Source organism: Aliiroseovarius sp. F20344 (genome assembly GCF_023016155.1).
Lineage (GTDB): Bacteria > Pseudomonadota > Alphaproteobacteria > Rhodobacterales > Rhodobacteraceae > Aliiroseovarius.
In genome coordinates this window covers 597234-612823 of the sequence record NZ_JALKBG010000006.1, presented here as the reverse complement: position 1 = coordinate 612823, position 15590 = coordinate 597234, and the positions used below count along the sequence as shown (strand labels likewise).

The 15590-nt window shown below is 57.3% G+C and carries 16 protein-coding genes and 1 other RNA gene; 10 read left to right on the top strand and 7 right to left on the bottom strand.

The features are described from left to right. Nucleotides 1–6: 6 nt before the first annotated feature. Both MWU55_RS08770 and MWU55_RS08765 read right to left on the bottom strand, forming a co-directional pair. Complete coding sequence (locus tag MWU55_RS08770; protein ID WP_246935665.1) at nucleotides 7–639, bottom strand: DUF1326 domain-containing protein; 633 nt, start codon at nucleotides 637–639, stop codon at nucleotides 7–9. Nucleotide 640: 1 nt separating this feature from the next. Further along, entirely contained in the window at nucleotides 641–1420 is a 780-nt protein-coding gene (locus MWU55_RS08765; protein ID WP_246935664.1) for a DUF2182 domain-containing protein, read from the bottom strand. A gap of 101 nt (nucleotides 1421–1521) precedes the next feature. Here MWU55_RS08765 and MWU55_RS08760 point away from each other — a divergent pair, with 101 nt between their 5' ends. From MWU55_RS08760 to MWU55_RS08720, 9 genes are all read left to right on the top strand, one after another. Continuing rightward, on the top strand, nucleotides 1522–2253 hold the full coding sequence (locus tag MWU55_RS08760; protein ID WP_246935663.1) for a FadR/GntR family transcriptional regulator: 732 nt from the start codon (nucleotides 1522–1524) through the stop codon (nucleotides 2251–2253). 78 nt (nucleotides 2254–2331) lie between these two features. Beyond that, nucleotides 2332–3357 carry a fatty acid desaturase gene (locus tag MWU55_RS08755; protein ID WP_246935662.1) on the top strand — a complete coding sequence of 342 codons (1026 nt, stop codon included), beginning with the start codon at nucleotides 2332–2334 and terminating at the stop codon, nucleotides 3355–3357. Further along, nucleotides 3350–3702, top strand: a transfer-messenger RNA (tmRNA) gene (gene ssrA / locus MWU55_RS08750). The genes MWU55_RS08755 and ssrA overlap by 8 nt, the downstream gene beginning before the upstream one ends. Nucleotides 3703–3844: 142 nt before the next feature. After that, nucleotides 3845–4660, top strand: coding sequence for a sulfurtransferase/chromate resistance protein (locus tag MWU55_RS08745; protein ID WP_246935661.1), 816 nt, complete (start codon nucleotides 3845–3847; stop codon nucleotides 4658–4660). Then, nucleotides 4657–5907 (top strand): chromate efflux transporter, encoded by a 1251-nt coding sequence (gene chrA, locus MWU55_RS08740; RefSeq protein ID WP_246935660.1) that lies wholly within the window; start codon nucleotides 4657–4659, stop codon nucleotides 5905–5907. The genes MWU55_RS08745 and chrA overlap by 4 nt, the downstream gene beginning before the upstream one ends. Before the next feature lie 67 nt (nucleotides 5908–5974). After that, on the top strand, nucleotides 5975–6496 hold the full coding sequence (locus tag MWU55_RS08735; RefSeq protein WP_246935659.1) for a ClpXP protease specificity-enhancing factor SspB: 522 nt from the start codon (nucleotides 5975–5977) through the stop codon (nucleotides 6494–6496). 127 nt (nucleotides 6497–6623) lie between these two features. Then, nucleotides 6624–8018, top strand: a complete 1395-nt coding sequence (gene fumC / locus MWU55_RS08730) for a class II fumarate hydratase (protein ID WP_246935658.1) — start codon at nucleotides 6624–6626, stop codon at nucleotides 8016–8018. Continuing rightward, nucleotides 8018–8212 carry a DUF4169 family protein gene (locus MWU55_RS08725; protein ID WP_246935657.1) on the top strand — a complete coding sequence of 65 codons (195 nt, stop codon included), beginning with the start codon at nucleotides 8018–8020 and terminating at the stop codon, nucleotides 8210–8212. Before fumC ends, MWU55_RS08725 begins: the two co-directional genes overlap by 1 nt. After that, complete coding sequence (locus MWU55_RS08720) at nucleotides 8209–8433, top strand: ribbon-helix-helix domain-containing protein (RefSeq protein ID WP_246935656.1); 225 nt, start codon at nucleotides 8209–8211, stop codon at nucleotides 8431–8433. The genes MWU55_RS08725 and MWU55_RS08720 overlap by 4 nt, the downstream gene beginning before the upstream one ends. Before the next feature lie 12 nt (nucleotides 8434–8445). Here MWU55_RS08720 and MWU55_RS08715 read toward each other — a convergent pair whose 3' ends face one another. From MWU55_RS08715 to MWU55_RS08700, 4 genes are all read right to left on the bottom strand, one after another. Then, nucleotides 8446–8640, bottom strand: coding sequence for a hypothetical protein (locus tag MWU55_RS08715; RefSeq protein ID WP_246935655.1), 195 nt, complete (start codon nucleotides 8638–8640; stop codon nucleotides 8446–8448). Between the two features lie 192 nt (nucleotides 8641–8832). Then, on the bottom strand, nucleotides 8833–10203 hold the full coding sequence (locus MWU55_RS08710; RefSeq protein WP_246935654.1) for a cytochrome P450: 1371 nt from the start codon (nucleotides 10201–10203) through the stop codon (nucleotides 8833–8835). Then, nucleotides 10200–11444 (bottom strand): hypothetical protein, encoded by a 1245-nt coding sequence (locus tag MWU55_RS08705; RefSeq protein ID WP_246935653.1) that lies wholly within the window; start codon nucleotides 11442–11444, stop codon nucleotides 10200–10202. The genes MWU55_RS08710 and MWU55_RS08705 overlap by 4 nt, the downstream gene beginning before the upstream one ends. Before the next feature lie 81 nt (nucleotides 11445–11525). Then, nucleotides 11526–12278 carry a cytochrome c biogenesis protein CcdA gene (locus tag MWU55_RS08700; protein WP_246935715.1) on the bottom strand — a complete coding sequence of 251 codons (753 nt, stop codon included), beginning with the start codon at nucleotides 12276–12278 and terminating at the stop codon, nucleotides 11526–11528. 116 nt (nucleotides 12279–12394) lie between these two features. On the opposite strand from MWU55_RS08700, the gene MWU55_RS08695 reads away from it, so the two are divergent. Next, entirely contained in the window at nucleotides 12395–12631 is a 237-nt protein-coding gene (locus MWU55_RS08695) for a sulfurtransferase TusA family protein (RefSeq protein ID WP_246935652.1), read from the top strand. Nucleotides 12632–12680: 49 nt separating this feature from the next. Here the strand turns inward: MWU55_RS08695 and MWU55_RS08690 are convergent, their stop codons facing one another. Continuing rightward, nucleotides 12681–15542, bottom strand: coding sequence for a ribonuclease E/G (locus tag MWU55_RS08690; RefSeq protein WP_246935651.1), 2862 nt, complete (start codon nucleotides 15540–15542; stop codon nucleotides 12681–12683). Nucleotides 15543–15590: the final 48 nt, after the last annotated feature.

The following is a 15590-nucleotide window of genomic DNA, read 5'->3' as shown; positions in this document are numbered from 1 at the left end:
GCCGCGTTAGCGACCGGGGCCTTTCCAATCGATCTGGCAGATTTCAGCGGATTTGCCGTCGAAATCCCAGACGCGACCAAAGGCGCGTACGCGGGCCTCGTCGGCCTTGGCGACGGTGATGTCCGGCCCCATCCAGTAATTGGTGTTGGTGATCACCTGCTCGGCCCCGCCTTTGCCCGGCACCGGAGTGATCGAACCGCGAATGGCTTTACCGACGATCAGACGACGGGTGTTGCCTTCGGTTTCGAACGACACGGGTGCGCGTTCGGCGCCAAGGAACTCGCTGACCAGCATTTTGAACAGGCCCGTGGTGCCTTTTGCAGCGCCCGTGAAGATGTGGCACAACGCCTCAAATGCCTCGTCCGAAGCACGGTCATCGATATAGGCGGCTGCTTTCCAGTTGCCCCGCGCCATACGGCCCGGAATTTCCAGCAGAAGGCCTACGTTCAGGCCCGCAAGATCCACATCACCATACTGACCGCTGTCAATGCGGATGCCGGCCCAACCCATGCAGTACCCTTCGGTCGGCGGGTGATCCCCAAGACTGACCACGCAAGGGCAGAACACCGTGCAGTTACAGTTGAGGATCAGTTCCCCTTTGATGGTCCATTCGACCGTGCCAATTTGCGATCCGTCCATGTTATCCTCCCTGGACAAGCGCCACGATCCCGCCCGCGATCAGCGCCCAGCCCAAGGGGCGGGTCAGATAGCGGCCGAGATCGGGCAGTTTTTCAAAAATCATGATAAGAGTGGCGAGCCCCATGAAGGCGAGGTTCATTACCCCGCCCACGAAGCCCAAAAGCATCAGCGCCCAACAGCAACCAAGGCAGATTGCCCCTAAACGCAGGCCAAGAGCTGCATCGTTCCATCTGGTCTCGCGCCAGTATTGCATGAAGAAAGCCATTGGCTGGCGACATTGGCTGAGGCAACTGTCTTTGAGGCTTGAGAATTGATACGCCCCTGCCCCGATCAACAGCGCGCCCGTCAGCCAAGGCGAGACGCTTTGGCCAAGCGGCGACAACAGTCCCACCCGGAACAGCACAAGCTGCCCTGCGGCTGCGATGGCTGCAAAGCCCAGCCAGATGACCAGATAGCCTGCAATCAGTTCCAAGAACCCCCGCTTGCTTCCGGCACCCGAGGCGATCAGGTCGTCATAGGTGGCAAAGGTCGGCAGCGCAGTTGGGGCCATCATGGCAGCAGACATAACCGCCCACATGGCAAACAGGCCCACGAAGCCAGCCTTGTCAGGCTCTACCACGCAGAGCGACCGCCAGAAGTCCGCGCCATAGATGCGCGAAAGCTCCAACGCATCAGGCGGCAGTGCCATCGCATAAAGAAGCACCCATCCCACAAGGATCAGAGCAAACAACGCCAGCCAATGTGGCGCGCCCATCGTTCTGATCCTTGACGTGACCGACATGTTGCCTCCATCTTGCGAGTCGAGATTGATAATGTCTGACAATTGCCAATCGAGCAAATGAATTGTCAGACAATTACGGCAAATTAGGGAAGTGACGCGGCGTGAAAACAGATTTGGACGAGAATAAAGACCTGTCAGCACAGATCGCCGAGGCCATACGTGACGCCATCATCGGGGGCAGCCTGATCGTCGATCAACGCCTGCCGTCTGAGGCGGAATTGTGCGAGAAGTTTGATGTGGGCCGGTCCACCGTTCGCGAGGCTTTGAAGCGCTTGGCCGCACAAAACCTGATCCGCACCCAACGTGGCGCGTCCGGCGGGGCCTTCGTGAACCGCATGTCGTTCGAAGACGCCTATGACCAGCAGATCACCACCTCGACCCTGCTTCTGTCCATGAACAGCGTCGACTTTGAGACCGCCTGCGAGGCCCGATACGCGCTGGAACGCTCTTGCGCGCCCCTGTCTGCCCAGCGCCGCACGCCGGATCAACTGGCCACCATGCGCGCCGAGATCCACCGCCAGAGCCAACCCGGCCTGACGGATGAAGCCTTCTGCGCGTCAGATGTGGCCTTCCACCGCGCGCTGGTCGATGGCGCGGGCAATCCAGTGCTGTCCTACCAACTTGCGGGCGCGGTCGAGGCCATGCAGCCCTTGATGAACATGATCACCTATACGCAGAGGGATCGGGAGCGGATTGTCGGGCTGCATACGCAGTTGGCGGACGCGATTGAGGGGCAAAACCAAGCGGCGTCAGTGCAAGTATTGTCTGACCTTGAGGTCTACACGGTTCAACTTGCTAAGAGTTTCATCTCAAAAAGCGCGAAAAAACACTAGTACCAAGCTCGGACCAACGCACATCTTGACAATTTTGCAACCGGTTGCAATTCTTGACTTCACAAGCTGGAGGCGACGATGAAGTTTGGTAAGCGCGACTATCAACTGCACGAAAACGAAGGTCGCCCTCGTCCAATCAGGTGGTGGTCGCCCAGAATCGCCCCAGAAGAACTTGCCGCTTTACGCGAACCAACGGACATGCCCGGTTTGCTCAATTTTTGTCTATGGATCGCCCTTCTGGGCATCTCCGGATGGCTGGCGTGGCTGAGCCTTGGAACCTATTGGGCATTTCCCGCCTTCATCGCCTATGGCACAATCTATTCGTCTTCAGACGCGCGGTGGCATGAACTGTCACATGGCACTGTGTTTCGAACCAAAAGGCTGAATAACTGGTTCTATCAGCTGTGCAGCTTCATGACTCTGCGAGAAGCCTATCTATGGCGCTATTCGCACACGCGACACCACACGCATACCATTGTTGTGGGCAGCGATCCCGAAATACAGGTCGCCCGCCCTGCGGACCTGGTGCGCATTGCCTTGGATTTTCTGTTTATTCCTTCGGGAATTTCCGAAACGCGCCGCATCATGCGCCACGCATTTCGCGGACTAGGTAACCAAGAATCACAGTTCGTGCCCGAACGTGCCAAAGTGCGCCTCGTACGAACAAGCAGGATTTATGTAGCCCTTTGGGCGATCCTCGGTGTTTGGTGCCTCGCAATCCAATCAGTTTTGCCTTTGCTATTTGTCATCGGACCAAGGTTTTATGGCGGCTGGCTACATCAACTGTTGGGGCTGACGCAACATGCCGGTCTTGCCGAGAATGTCTGCGATCACCGTGAAAACTGCCGCACGGTTATGATCAACCCGGTGTTCAGGTTTCTCTACATGAATATGAACTACCATCTAGAGCACCACGCCTCGCCGACAGTGCCCTATCACGCCCTGCCCCGGTTCCACGCGCAGATCGTCGATCAGTGCCCACCGCCATATCCAAACCTATGGGCGGCATATCGGGAAATCCTGTCAGTGCTTTGGGCGCAAGCCACACGCGACCCGGATTTTCACGCAACGCGCCCTGTGCCTAATACCTTAGTTCGAGCTTGAACCGGCCGTATGGTGACCATATATGTTCCCTGTCCCCTCGGGGACTATGGACATAAACGCGCTCGTAATAAGCGGATCGGACCCGGGGGCGGTACCCGGCGCCTCCACCAATATCCTTCATTTGGGGACCTTGGGGGCGAAATAGGATCGACGGACGTCTAAAGGGGTTAGCTTTGTTTCGGTGAGATACCACCGTTATCGGTTCATTTAAGCTAGTTGCAAATGACAACAAAGCTCCGGCAATGGCTCTGGCTGCGTAAGCAGTTCGGGTCGCCGAAACTTAAGCCCCTAGGCCTAGCAGCTTAGGGCGGGGTTCGCAGGCACCTGGCAACAGAAGCCTGCACTTCCATTTCTCGTGCACTTCAAGACCTTGACCCCTGCCCCTTGGGTCTGGCACAAAATGCCTATGGGGTTCGCGTAACCACCCCGTGAGGCCGAGGCTCAAGGTTCGCATCCATCACCAAACTTGTTTGAAGGATGCCCAGCCATGCCTGCATTTTCCGAAATTTCACCCGCCCAGCTGATGCGCTTGATCGGCACGCCTGACGCGCCGGTACTAATTGATGTCTCGATCGACGAGGACTTTGACGCCGACCCGTTTTTGGTCCCCAGCGCGGTGCGCCATCCACACACTGGTATTCGTACCTTGCTGCCCTCATTGGATGACCGCCTCGTGGTCACGATCTGCCAGAAAGGCGGGAAGCTGAGCCATGGCGCGGCTGCGATATTGCGAGACGCCGGATTGCGGGCCGAGGTTCTGGCCGGTGGCAACTATGCGTGGCGCGATGCCAAACAGCCGCGCGTCCCAGCAGCCTCGATCCCTGCCAAACAAGACGGGGCGACGCTTTGGGTAACTCGCCATCGCCCCAAGATTGATCGCATCGCCTGCCCGTGGCTGATCCGTCGCTTTGTCGACCCGGACGCGCGCTTTCTATTTGTCCCGCCTGCACAAGTCGTAGATGTGGCCGCAAGGTATGACGCAACTCCGTTCGATATCGAGGACACTTTCTGGTCCCATCGCGGTCCACGATGCAGCTTTGACACGATGATCGAAGAGTTTGCGTTGGCCACCCCGGCCATGTCCCGTCTGGCGGAAGTCGTGCGCGCGGCGGACACCAACCGGCTTGCTGACGTGCCCGAGGCGGCTGGGCTTCTGGCGCTTTCGGTCGGGCTGTCGCGGCAATACAAAAACGACACAGAGCAGTTGGACGCGGCAATGCCCCTCTATGATGCGCTCTATCGTTGGGCCCGTGATGGGGCGGACGAAACCCATGATTGGCCTGACAACCGGGGGGCACGATGACACCTCCCGGCTTGGCGGAACTGACCCGCGTTTTCACCCGCATTGGCCTGATGTCGTTTGGCGGACCAGCAGCGCAGATTGCCGTTATGCATAAAGAATTGGTCGACGAGCGCCCATGGCTGAGCGAGGATCAGTTTCTGCGCGCCCTGTCGTTTTGCATGTTGCTGCCCGGCCCCGAGGCGATGCAGCTTTGCACCTATTCAGGCTGGCGCTTGCGCGGCGTGATCGGCGGACTAATTGCCGGGCTTCTTTTTGTTTTGCCGGGTGCGGCGGTGATGTTTGCCTTGGCGCTGGCATATGCCGTATGGGGCGGCATCCCCGCGATCGAGGCATTATTTCTAGGCATCAAGGCCACCGTCGTCGTTGTTGTTATTCAGGCACTTTTGAAGCTGGGCCGGAAAACGCTGAAACGCCCGCTGCATTGGCTGATCGCGCTCGCAGCGTTCACCGCTCTCTACTTGTTTGGGTTGCCCTTCCCGCTTGTGGTCATCACTGCCGCCCTGTTCGGAGCGCTGCGCGCGTCAGGCCATGCCCCACGTGCTCCACGCTTGGACCGACCCGCTGGCAACACCGCCGCAACCATCATGACATGGGGCACATTGTGGGTGGCTCCAATTGCTCTGGCCTATCTGCTGGGCGCGGATTTTCTGGTCGATATTGGGCTTTTCTTCTCAAAACTCGCGGTTGTCAGCTTTGGCGGAGCCTATGCGGTGCTTGCCTATATGGCGCAAGCCGCAGTTGAGACAGAGGGCTGGATCAGCGCTGGCCAGATGGTGGACGGTCTGGGGCTGGCAGAAACCACGCCAGGGCCATTGATCCTTGTGACACAATTCGTGGGCTTCATGGCTGGCTACAATCTGGCAGGGGTCGGGTTGGCTCTTGCTGCAGGCTTCATGACGCTCTGGGCCACCTTTGTCCCGTGCTTTCTATGGATATTCACTGCGGCCCCGCATGTGGAGTGGCTGACCAACCAGCCCCGGCTGGACGGGGCCCTACGCGCCATCACTGCGGCCATTGTTGGCGTCATCGCCAACCTGATGCTGTGGTTCGCCATTACAGTGTTCTTTTCACAAACCCGCCCGATTTGGGAAGGATTGCCCGGATTGCGGCCCGTCCTGTCCTCGGTTGATCTGACAGCCCTCAGTCTCTGTGCACTCTCAGCCCTCTTGCTGACCCGGCTGTCGCTCCCCCTCACCCTTTTGCTGATGGCACTCGCCGGATTAGGCAGCAATCTTCTGTTCGGTTGATCACTTCCTATCTTCCCTTCCAAACAGACTGCCCCTATTCTGACTGAAAGCGCAGGAGGTCCCGCACATGTCCGACCAGATCGACTATGGAAATCTGATGCATGACGCCATGCGTGGATTGATCCGTAAAGTGCTGGATGATGTGGCACGCGACGGGCTTCCGGGCGAGCATCATTTCTTCATCAACTTCGACACCCATCATGAAGATGTCGAGATCGCGGACTGGATGAAGGATCGTTTTCCAGAAGATATGACCATCGTTTTGCAGCATTGGTTTGATAACCTTGATGTGGGCGAAGACGGCTTTTCCGTTACCCTGAATTTCGGTGACGTCCCCGAAACGCTCTACGTGCCCTACGACGCGATACGCACCTTTGTGGATCCGTCTGTCGAGTTCGGCCTGCGTTTCGAAATGCAGGAAGAACACCACCCTGATCTGCATCTTGCGGGTGACGACGACATCCTGCCTGAAGAAGAGCAGCCTGTTTCCGATCCCGAACATGACGAGGCTGAGGCGAACATAGCGGAAGATGTCGAAGAAGAGCATCACGACGCTGAGATCGTCAGCTTGGACAGCTTCCGCAAGTAAGCATGATCGGCAGTTCGACGACTTAAGGAATACCAATAACGTTAGCGGTATCCCACGGTATACAGTATTGAACTTTGCGCCCATTCCGCTATGAAGAACGCGGTATTTTTGACAAAGGCGCAAAGACATGACCCAGACCCGCACCGAATCCGACAGCTTTGGCCCCCTTGAGGTTCCCGCCGACAAGTATTGGGGCGCGCAGACGCAGCGCTCTTTGATGAACTTCCCGATTGGCTGGGAAAAGCAACCCGTCGCCATCGTGCGCGCGCTGGGCGTTATCAAGCAAGCGTGCGCTGAGGCCAACAAGGCCGCCGGTGACATGGATCCCAAGATCGCAGATGCCGTCATTCAGGCCGCAAGCGAAGTGGTCGCGGGCAAGTTCGACGACAACTTCCCGCTGGTCGTCTGGCAGACCGGTTCTGGCACCCAGTCGAACATGAACTCGAACGAAGTGATCGCAAACCGTGCGATTGAAATCATGGGTGGCGTGATCGGCTCGAAAGACCCGGTTCATCCCAATGATCACTGCAACATGGGCCAGTCGTCAAACGACACCTTCCCAACCGCCATGCATATTGCAACGGCGATGATGGTTCGTGACGTGCTTCTGCCGGGTCTTGAAAAGCTTCTGAAAGGGCTTGAGGCCAAGGAAGAAGAGTTCAAAGACATCATCAAGATCGGCCGCACCCATACGCAGGACGCCACCCCGCTCACACTGGGTCAGGAGTTTTCAGGCTACGCCCATATGATCCGTCAGGGCATCGAACGGGTGAAGCTGGCCCTGCCCGGCATTTACGAGCTGGCACAGGGCGGCACCGCCGTGGGCACCGGGCTCAACACCAAAAAAGGTTGGGGCGAAACCGTTGCGGCCAATATGGCGCGCATCACTGGCCTGCCCTTCGTGACCGCACCGAATAAATTCGAGGCCCTGTCGGCCCACGACGCCATGGTCTTCATGTCGGGCGCTTTGGCCACAGTTGCTGGCAGCTGCTACAAAATCGCCAATGACATCCGCTTTTTGGGCTCCGGCCCGCGCTCGGGTCTGGGCGAACTGATCTTGCCGGAAAACGAACCGGGATCGTCGATCATGCCGGGCAAGGTGAACCCTACGCAGGCCGAGGCGCTGACCCAAGTTGCCGCCCACGTTATGGGCAATAACGCCGCAATGACCTTTGCGGGTTCGCAGGGTCACTTCGAACTCAACGTCTATAACCCGATGATGAGCTACAACCTGCTGCAGTCGATCCAGCTTCTGGGCGACGCGACAGACAGCTTCACTGAGCGGATGTTGAACGGCATTCAAGCCAACGATTCGCGCATCGACAAGCTGATGAAGGAAAGCCTGATGCTGGTGACAGCTTTGGCCCCGACCATCGGCTATGACAACGCGACCAAAGTGGCCAAGACCGCGCATAAGAACGGCACCACCCTGAAGGAAGAAGCCATCGCCCTTGGTTTCGTAGACGAGAAAACCTTTGACGAAGTGGTCCGTCCTGAACAAATGATCGGCCCGAAGGACTGATGCCCGAATCTGGTTCAGGGCCGGTCAACCTGAACCGGTTTCGAAAAGAAAAAGCACGGGCTGCCAAAAAGGCCCGCGCTGACGAAAACGCCGTGAAGTATGGGCGCACAAAAGCGCAAAAACTATCTGAAAAGACGAGTGCATCGCGCGCGCAGTCCCACTTAGATGGACACAAGCGGGATCATGACGAATGAGCAGACCCGTAAAACACTCACTCACCCTTCACGGGCACCGAACATCCGTATCCTTGGAACCTGAGTTCTGGCAGGCGTTTCAACTGATCGCAAAAGCGCGCGGTCTTCCATTGAATGCCTTAGCGGCCGAGATCGACAATGAACGCGGTGTTGACCGTGGGCTGGCCTCGGCAATCCGGGTCTATGTTCTGGAATACACGCAGAACCAAATCAACAACTAGCGGCCGCGTGGTTTAGCCCCGAAGGGCGGCACGGATGCGTGCGATACGGTGCTGTTCGCTCAGTTCATCTGGCGAAAGCTTCTTACCGTCTTGCCCTGGTTGCAGGACATCTTGAAAGAGGCCTTCCAGCTCTTCTCTCGACAAGTTCTCTTCGTTTTCGGCATCGTCAGAACGAGCACCGAATATACGCCATGCAGGAAGCGACATACGATAAGCCCCCCCTTTTGGAGCAGTTAGATTGGCAGCGATAGGCATCATCACATTCCCCAATGTGTTTCCCCTGATGACATGTATTTTGGACAAGTTGACGTTTCGGTAAACGGGGAAAAGGCGCGTTTCTGTCACCAAATATGCGATTCAAAGAATATCTTTTTGTTTTCCCTGAGTGATTCCCAACGCTTAACGTTGCGTAATGGACAGCCAAATTCCGTCTTTTCCACGCACAGTCAGGTGTGCGACAGGTATTGCAGGGCGGTTTTTCACAAGTTCAAACCGGTAAGATCGCACCAGCATCGACAGAAGCAACGGCCCTTCGATCATGGCGAATCCAGATCCCGGACAAACCCTTTGCCCGGTAGAAAAGGGGATGTAGGCGTTGCGCAGACATTCTTTGCCGTTCGGCGTTTGAAACCGGTCAGGGTCAAACCCATCCGGGTTGTCCCACAAACGTTCATGACGATGCAGATGCCACGGGCTGAGCACGATCTGACTTCCTGCTGGTACGTCGCGCGCCCGAAAACGTTCGGGGCATTGCGCTTCGCGCACCATCATTGGAACCGGCGGGTAAAGACGCATGGTTTCACGAAACACATCACGCGAAATGCGGAGTTTCGACATGACTGAGAAATACACCTTATCCGGATCGATTTCAGCCCGCGCTTCTGTTGCCACACGATCCTGCCATTCAGGATACAGCGCCAAAAGGTAGAGCGCCCATGCCAGAGACGACGCACTGGTTTCGTGGCCCGCAAGGAAGAAGATGGCCACCTGATCCACCATCTCATCTGTGTCGAAACACTTCCCCGTTTCCGGGTCCGGTGTCGTCATGATCTTGGTTGCCAGATCATCCGGAGCGTCCCCATCTTGGATGGCGCGCATTCGGTCCTGTGTCAGCTGCGCGATCAACTGACGTATCACCTTGGCCGTGCGTTTCGTGTCGCGCTTGTGAAAGCGGGGGAACCATTTTGGCAGAGGCAAGAATGCCCCCAAGTTCAGCACGGGCTGCGTGCGTTGGTGTTCCCTGAACTCTTCAAATACGCGACCTGCGACCTCGTGCTCAATAGGGATCGAGAAGAGCGTGCGGAAAATTACATCCGCCGCTGCATGGCTGGCGTGGCTTTCGATCTCAACGGGTTTTCCGTCTGAATGAGTTTCAAGGCGTGCGACGACTGCGTTCGCCGCGTCCCACATGGCCGGAAAGACTTCGCGCAGCCGCCCACCTTCGAAGGCCGGGTCGATGATGCGGCGTTGGCGTTTCCAAACATCCCCATTCGTGACGAAAACCGAGTTTCCAAGCAGCGGGGCAAGCCCTTCGCGAATCCGGTCAGATTTGGGAAAATCATCGGGGCGCTGTTTCAGTACCAAATCAACGAGCTCGGGATCATTGCACATGTAGCTGCGGAAAAACGGCGTTCGAAACTCTGCCATCCACGCGTGATACAGCCGCGCGGGCTGGGCCGACAGGATGTCCTTGCGAAACAGCTTTGCATAGCGCCACAGCGACACGCGACCGGCACGCGAGGGAGGTTTAGGGGGCATAGGTTCCGTCATGGCACCAGTGATGTGTATTTTGACGCGCTGACGTCAATGCGGCTTTTCGACGGCGCCCGGTTACGATACCGGTCGCGCAGGGTCAGTGGACCCGCAGTGATGCGAAAATAGTCATAATCTCGGGGTTGGTCGAAGGCGCAGAGATACTGGAAATGCAGCCTGAAAAAACGCCAGCGCAATTGCGCCCATCGTTTGGGCGACAACGTCTGGGTGAAGGCCGCTGAAAACACAAGCGGCCAGCGTTTGCCCTTGTCCGGGGCCGCCCCAGATACGGTCACGGGATCGCATAAAGCGAAGGCGCAACCATCCCCTGGCGCGGTCACATCAACCCATGCAATCTGATCTTGTTGTGACAGCCGGTTCAGATCACGCCGCAGCCGCCCAGCTTTAGGTAGGAAACTGACCATCGGCACCACCTGCCCAAGGGTCAGGAAGTTTAGCTGAGGTCCTGACGCGGGCACCCTGCCCTGCACCAGCAGGTCAGACAGGATCGACACGCCGATGTGCGCACCGGATGAATGCCCAATCACCAATACCTCGTCCACATCGGTCTCAAGAGCTCTGGCGATCTGGTCGCCAAACTCAGCCATGCGTGCCTCAAGCTCAGGCGGGTTCGCTCCTTTGGTTGCGGCGGAATAGCTGTAGTCATGCATCAGGTAGTAGATAAAGAGCTTATTGTCGATTTTGCGAAACCAGATCAAAAGGGCCGCGACAACACCCAGCGTGGCAACCCAGCCCAGAAGGTGGCCCAAAAGCGGAGAGACCCCGCCAAACGCCCATTGCACCAGTCCCCCTAGGATCAGCCCAACGACGACCGCCAGTATGAACTGCAAGATCAGGGCAACCACTGGATAGAGTGCCGCGATCACAGGACCTTTACGAAGCCACATCAGACGCCGAAGCGTGCCCGTACTGATATAGGTCCATGCGGTGCGCAACATCATCAGATAGGTCTGGGGGATGTTGCGCTCCATGCTGCTGCGCACGATGTCGGACCAGACCAACACGTCAAATTCGGCTTCCGTCTCATATCCATCCATGCGGCCCAGCACCTGCCAGCCGTAAGTGGCCGTGCCTTGACGACCAATCAGATCCAACTCATAGCCCGAGATACCGGCCTGTGCCGCCCCTTCTTTGCGGTAAAGTTCGCGATAGCGGCGCGGATGAATGGGGTCATAGCCCGGAATGTAGAACACCCGGCGGCGACGTACGGTGATTGAGCTGTCGGCGTGCTTGGTCATCTGCCCGGCCTGTACTTTTTGTCAGGTTAGACCGGATTGGTCGGGGAAATAACCCCCAGCGCATAGATTTTGCACCCTTGCTTAACCCAGCGTGGCCATGGCCGGGAACATCTCGAGCAACCAGTAAGAGAAGCGGGAAAAGCCGCCTGTCAGCATCAGTAGGCCGATGGTCCACAAAAGCAAACCCATGATGCGCTCGATCCGCTCCATATTGCGTTTCATGAACGCCATCAGCCCGCCCAGACGCGAAAAGAATGCGGCGAACAAAAGGAAAGGAAGGCCCAATCCAATTGCGTATACGGCCAGCAACACAGTGCCGCGCACAACCGAGCCTTCGCTTGCAGCCAAGGCCAAGATCGCGCCCAACTGCGGCCCGATGCAGGGCGTCCAACCAAAGGCAAAGGCGAGCCCTAAAAGATACGCCCCAAACGCGCTGCCACCTTGATCACCTGCATCCAATCGCGCTTCGCGGTTCAGAAACGGGATCGAAATCACGCCCAGAAAATGCGCGCCGAACACCATGACGACCACACCCGCGATCCCCGCGAACAGAGATTGATTTTGCAAAAACATCGCCCCGAACGCGGATGCGGCAAAGCCCAGGAACAGAAAGACCGTCGACAGACCCAGAACAAAAAACATGGCAGCCAACAGCACCTTGCCGCGACCCGATCCGCCCTCGTTCATTTCAGACATGCTGATCCCCGACATATAGGCCAGATAAGGCGGCACAATCGGCAATACACAGGGGCTTATGAAGCTTAGGATCCCCGCGATGAAGGCGATGGTCAGGGCAGGCACAAGGCTTGCGTCGATGAGCTCTATTCCAAACATATCTTTCACATAACGTGGGTTTTGGGCGGCGTCACCTGCTGCTTTGTCACATCTGCGCGACAAGTTGCGATCTGGCCGAGGATGGACAGGGCAAGGCGCAGATATTATGGAACAGTATGACCTATGATGATGATCTGGATGCCATTGGGCTATTGTGTCCCCTGCCCGTGCTGAAAGCACGCAAGCGGTTGAAATCGCTTGAGAAGGGTCAGGTCCTTAGACTTCAGGCCACCGACCCTGCTGCCGTGATCGACGTTCCGCATTTCTGTGCAGAACAAGGGCACAAGCTTGTGGGGCAAGATGATCAGTCTGGTCCCGAGGGCGTAACCTTTTACTTCATCAAACGCGGCTAAACGAAAAAAGCCGGGCGATGTGCCCGGCTTTCTCTTACTTTGCTTCCTATCAGCGGTTCAGAGACCACCAGCCTTTGCGCTTTGGTTTGGGCGGCTCATCCGACTTAACCTCTGCAGCCGGAGCAGGTTCGGCAACCGCAGCAACTGCGACGGGTTCTGGGTCAGCCTTGGGGGCCTCCGCCGGGGCGCTTTCAGCCTCGGCCGCTACTGGTTCAGCCTTCTTGCGCGGCGCGCGTTTACGAGCCGGCTTCTTGGGTTTTTCTTCCTCAGCCTGAGCCTCTTCCGCTTTGGCTTCTGCCTCGGCCGGAGCGTCCTCAGCCTTCGGCTTTTTCGCACGGCTTGCACGCTTACGCTTGGGCTTTTCTTCCTTTGCTTCTTCTGATGCCTCTGGCTTTGCCTCGTCGGAAACCTCAGAGTCTGCCGCCTTGGCCTCTTCCTCGGCCTTCGCCTTGGATGTCCGACGCTTGCGCGCTGGCTTTTTGGGCTTCTCTTCCTCAGCTGGCGCTTCGGCCTCTACTGCCTCGGTCGCGACCGCGTCGGCACCCTCAGCATCAGCCGCAACCTCGTCGGTCTTCTTCTTGCGCGACCGGGTGGCACGTTTGCGCTTGGTCTTCTCTTCTGTCGGTTCTTCAGAAGCATCCTTAGGGGCGTCTGTGTCTTCAGAAGTCTCGTCAGCTTTCGCATCCCCTTCCGAAGCAGCCTGTTCGGCTTCTCCGCTCTCGGACTGTTCAGCATCCTGCTGCTCATCCCCACCGCGACCACGACGGCGACGACGCCGACGACGGCGCTTCTTGGGCTTATCTTCGCCCTCAGCAGCTGCCGGCACTTCATCCGTGGTGTCTTCCGCGATCACTTCCGCGTCTTCCACATCATCGATGTCAGCCATGATCGACGCATCAACAGACACAACGGGCGCAGCTTCCGGCACCACACGCGTGGCGGTCTTGAACTTCTCGATCGTGTAATCTGGTGAGATCAGGAAAGGATCTGCTTCGATCCGAACCGACATGCCATAGCGTGCTTCGATCTGCGCAATATGCTCGCGTTTGTTGTTCATCAGGAAGTTTACGATCCCCACAGGGGCCTTCACCAAAACTTCGCGTGAACGACGGCGCACGCCCTCTTCTTCCAGCTGACGCAGGATGTTCAGGGCAAGGTTGTCGTCCGAACGGATCAAGCCAGTGCCGTGGCAATGGTTACAAGGCTGGGTCGTTGCCTCGATCATCCCAGGACGCAGACGCTGACGCGACATTTCCATCAAACCGAAGCCCGAGATACGACCCACCTGAATGCGGGCGCGGTCGGTCTTCAGCTTGTCCTTCATTCGCTTTTCAACGGCGTTGTTGTTTCGACGTTCATCCATATCGATGAAATCGATCACAATCAGACCGGCAAGGTCGCGCAAACGCAACTGACGCGCCACTTCTTCAGCAGCCTCAAGGTTGGTCTTCGTAGCGGTTTCCTCGATCGAGCCTTCTTTCGTGGCCCGGCCCGAGTTCACGTCGATCGCCACAAGGGCTTCCGTCACGCCGATCACGATGTAACCACCAGATTTCAACTGCACTGTCGGGTTGAACATGCCCGAAAGATAGCTTTCGACCTGATAGCGCGCGAACAGCGGCATGGCGTCCTGATACAGCTTCACGTTTTTCGCGTGAGACGGCATGATCATCTTCATGAAGTCCTTGGCCACGCGGTAACCCGCTTCGCCCTCAACAAACACTTCGTCGATTTCACGCGAATACAGATCGCGGATCGTGCGTTTGATCAGGTTGCCTTCTTCGTAGATCTTGGCCGGCGCGATGGAGTTCAGCGTCAGCTCGCGGATTTGTTCCCAAAGGCGCTGCAGATACTCATAGTCGCGCTTGATCTCGGTCTTGGTACGCTTGGCCCCAGCCGTACGCACGATCAGCCCGGCACCTTTCGGCACATCGATCTCGGCGGCGATTTCCTTTAGTTTCTTGCGGTCAGCGGCGTTGGTGATCTTGCGGCTGATCCCGCCACCGCGTGCGGTGTTGGGCATAAGCACACAGTACCGACCCGCCAGCGACAGATAGGTGGTCAGAGCTGCGCCTTTGTTGCCGCGCTCTTCCTTCACGACCTGTACCAGTAGGATCTGGCGTACCTTGATCACTTCCTGGATCTTGTAACGCTTCGGGCGCGGCTTGCGACGCGGACGAATTTCTTCGCTGGAATCGTCATCGGCCACACGCTCGATCTGGTCATCCTTCTCGGACGCTTCCAAAGGTGTATCTTCGTCGTCATCACTGTCGTCATCATTCTCGGAAGATGACGTATCAGCGTCTGACTTGGCGTCTTGTTCAGAGGCCTCTTCAGGTGTTTCAGCTGCTTCAGCCTTGTCTGCACCTTCAGCATCGGCCCAATTTTCATCTGTGGGTTCTTCAACCGGGGTTTCAGCAACCAGATCCATGGGCGAATGGCCCTCGGTTTCATCTGATCCAGCATCGTCCAGATCAATCACATCCATACCACTGGAGGCCTGATCGATCTCTTTGGTGGCAACCGCATCATCCGACTTGGTCTCTTCCGCCTTAGAGCGCGACCGAGAACGGCGACGACGACGTGTCTTGGGCTTGTCTTCCTCGGCGGCCAGTGCTTCTGCATAGGCGCGCTCTTCTTCCAAAAGCGCTTCGCGGTCAGCCACAGGGATCTGATAATAATCCGGGTGAATTTCCGAGAAGGCCAGGAAACCGTGGCGGTTTCCGCCGTAGTCTACAAATGCTGCTTGAAGCGAAGGCTCAACCCGCGTGACTTTCGCTAGGTAGATATTGCCTGCAAGTTGGCGTTTGTTCTCGGATTCAAAGTCAAATTCCTCGACCTTGTTTCCGTCAACCACCACAACCCGAGTTTCCTCGGCGTGGGTGGCGTCGATAAGCATCTTCTTTGCCATTGTATCTTTCTGCACCCGGATCGCCGCACCCGTCCTGGAGGACGCGCA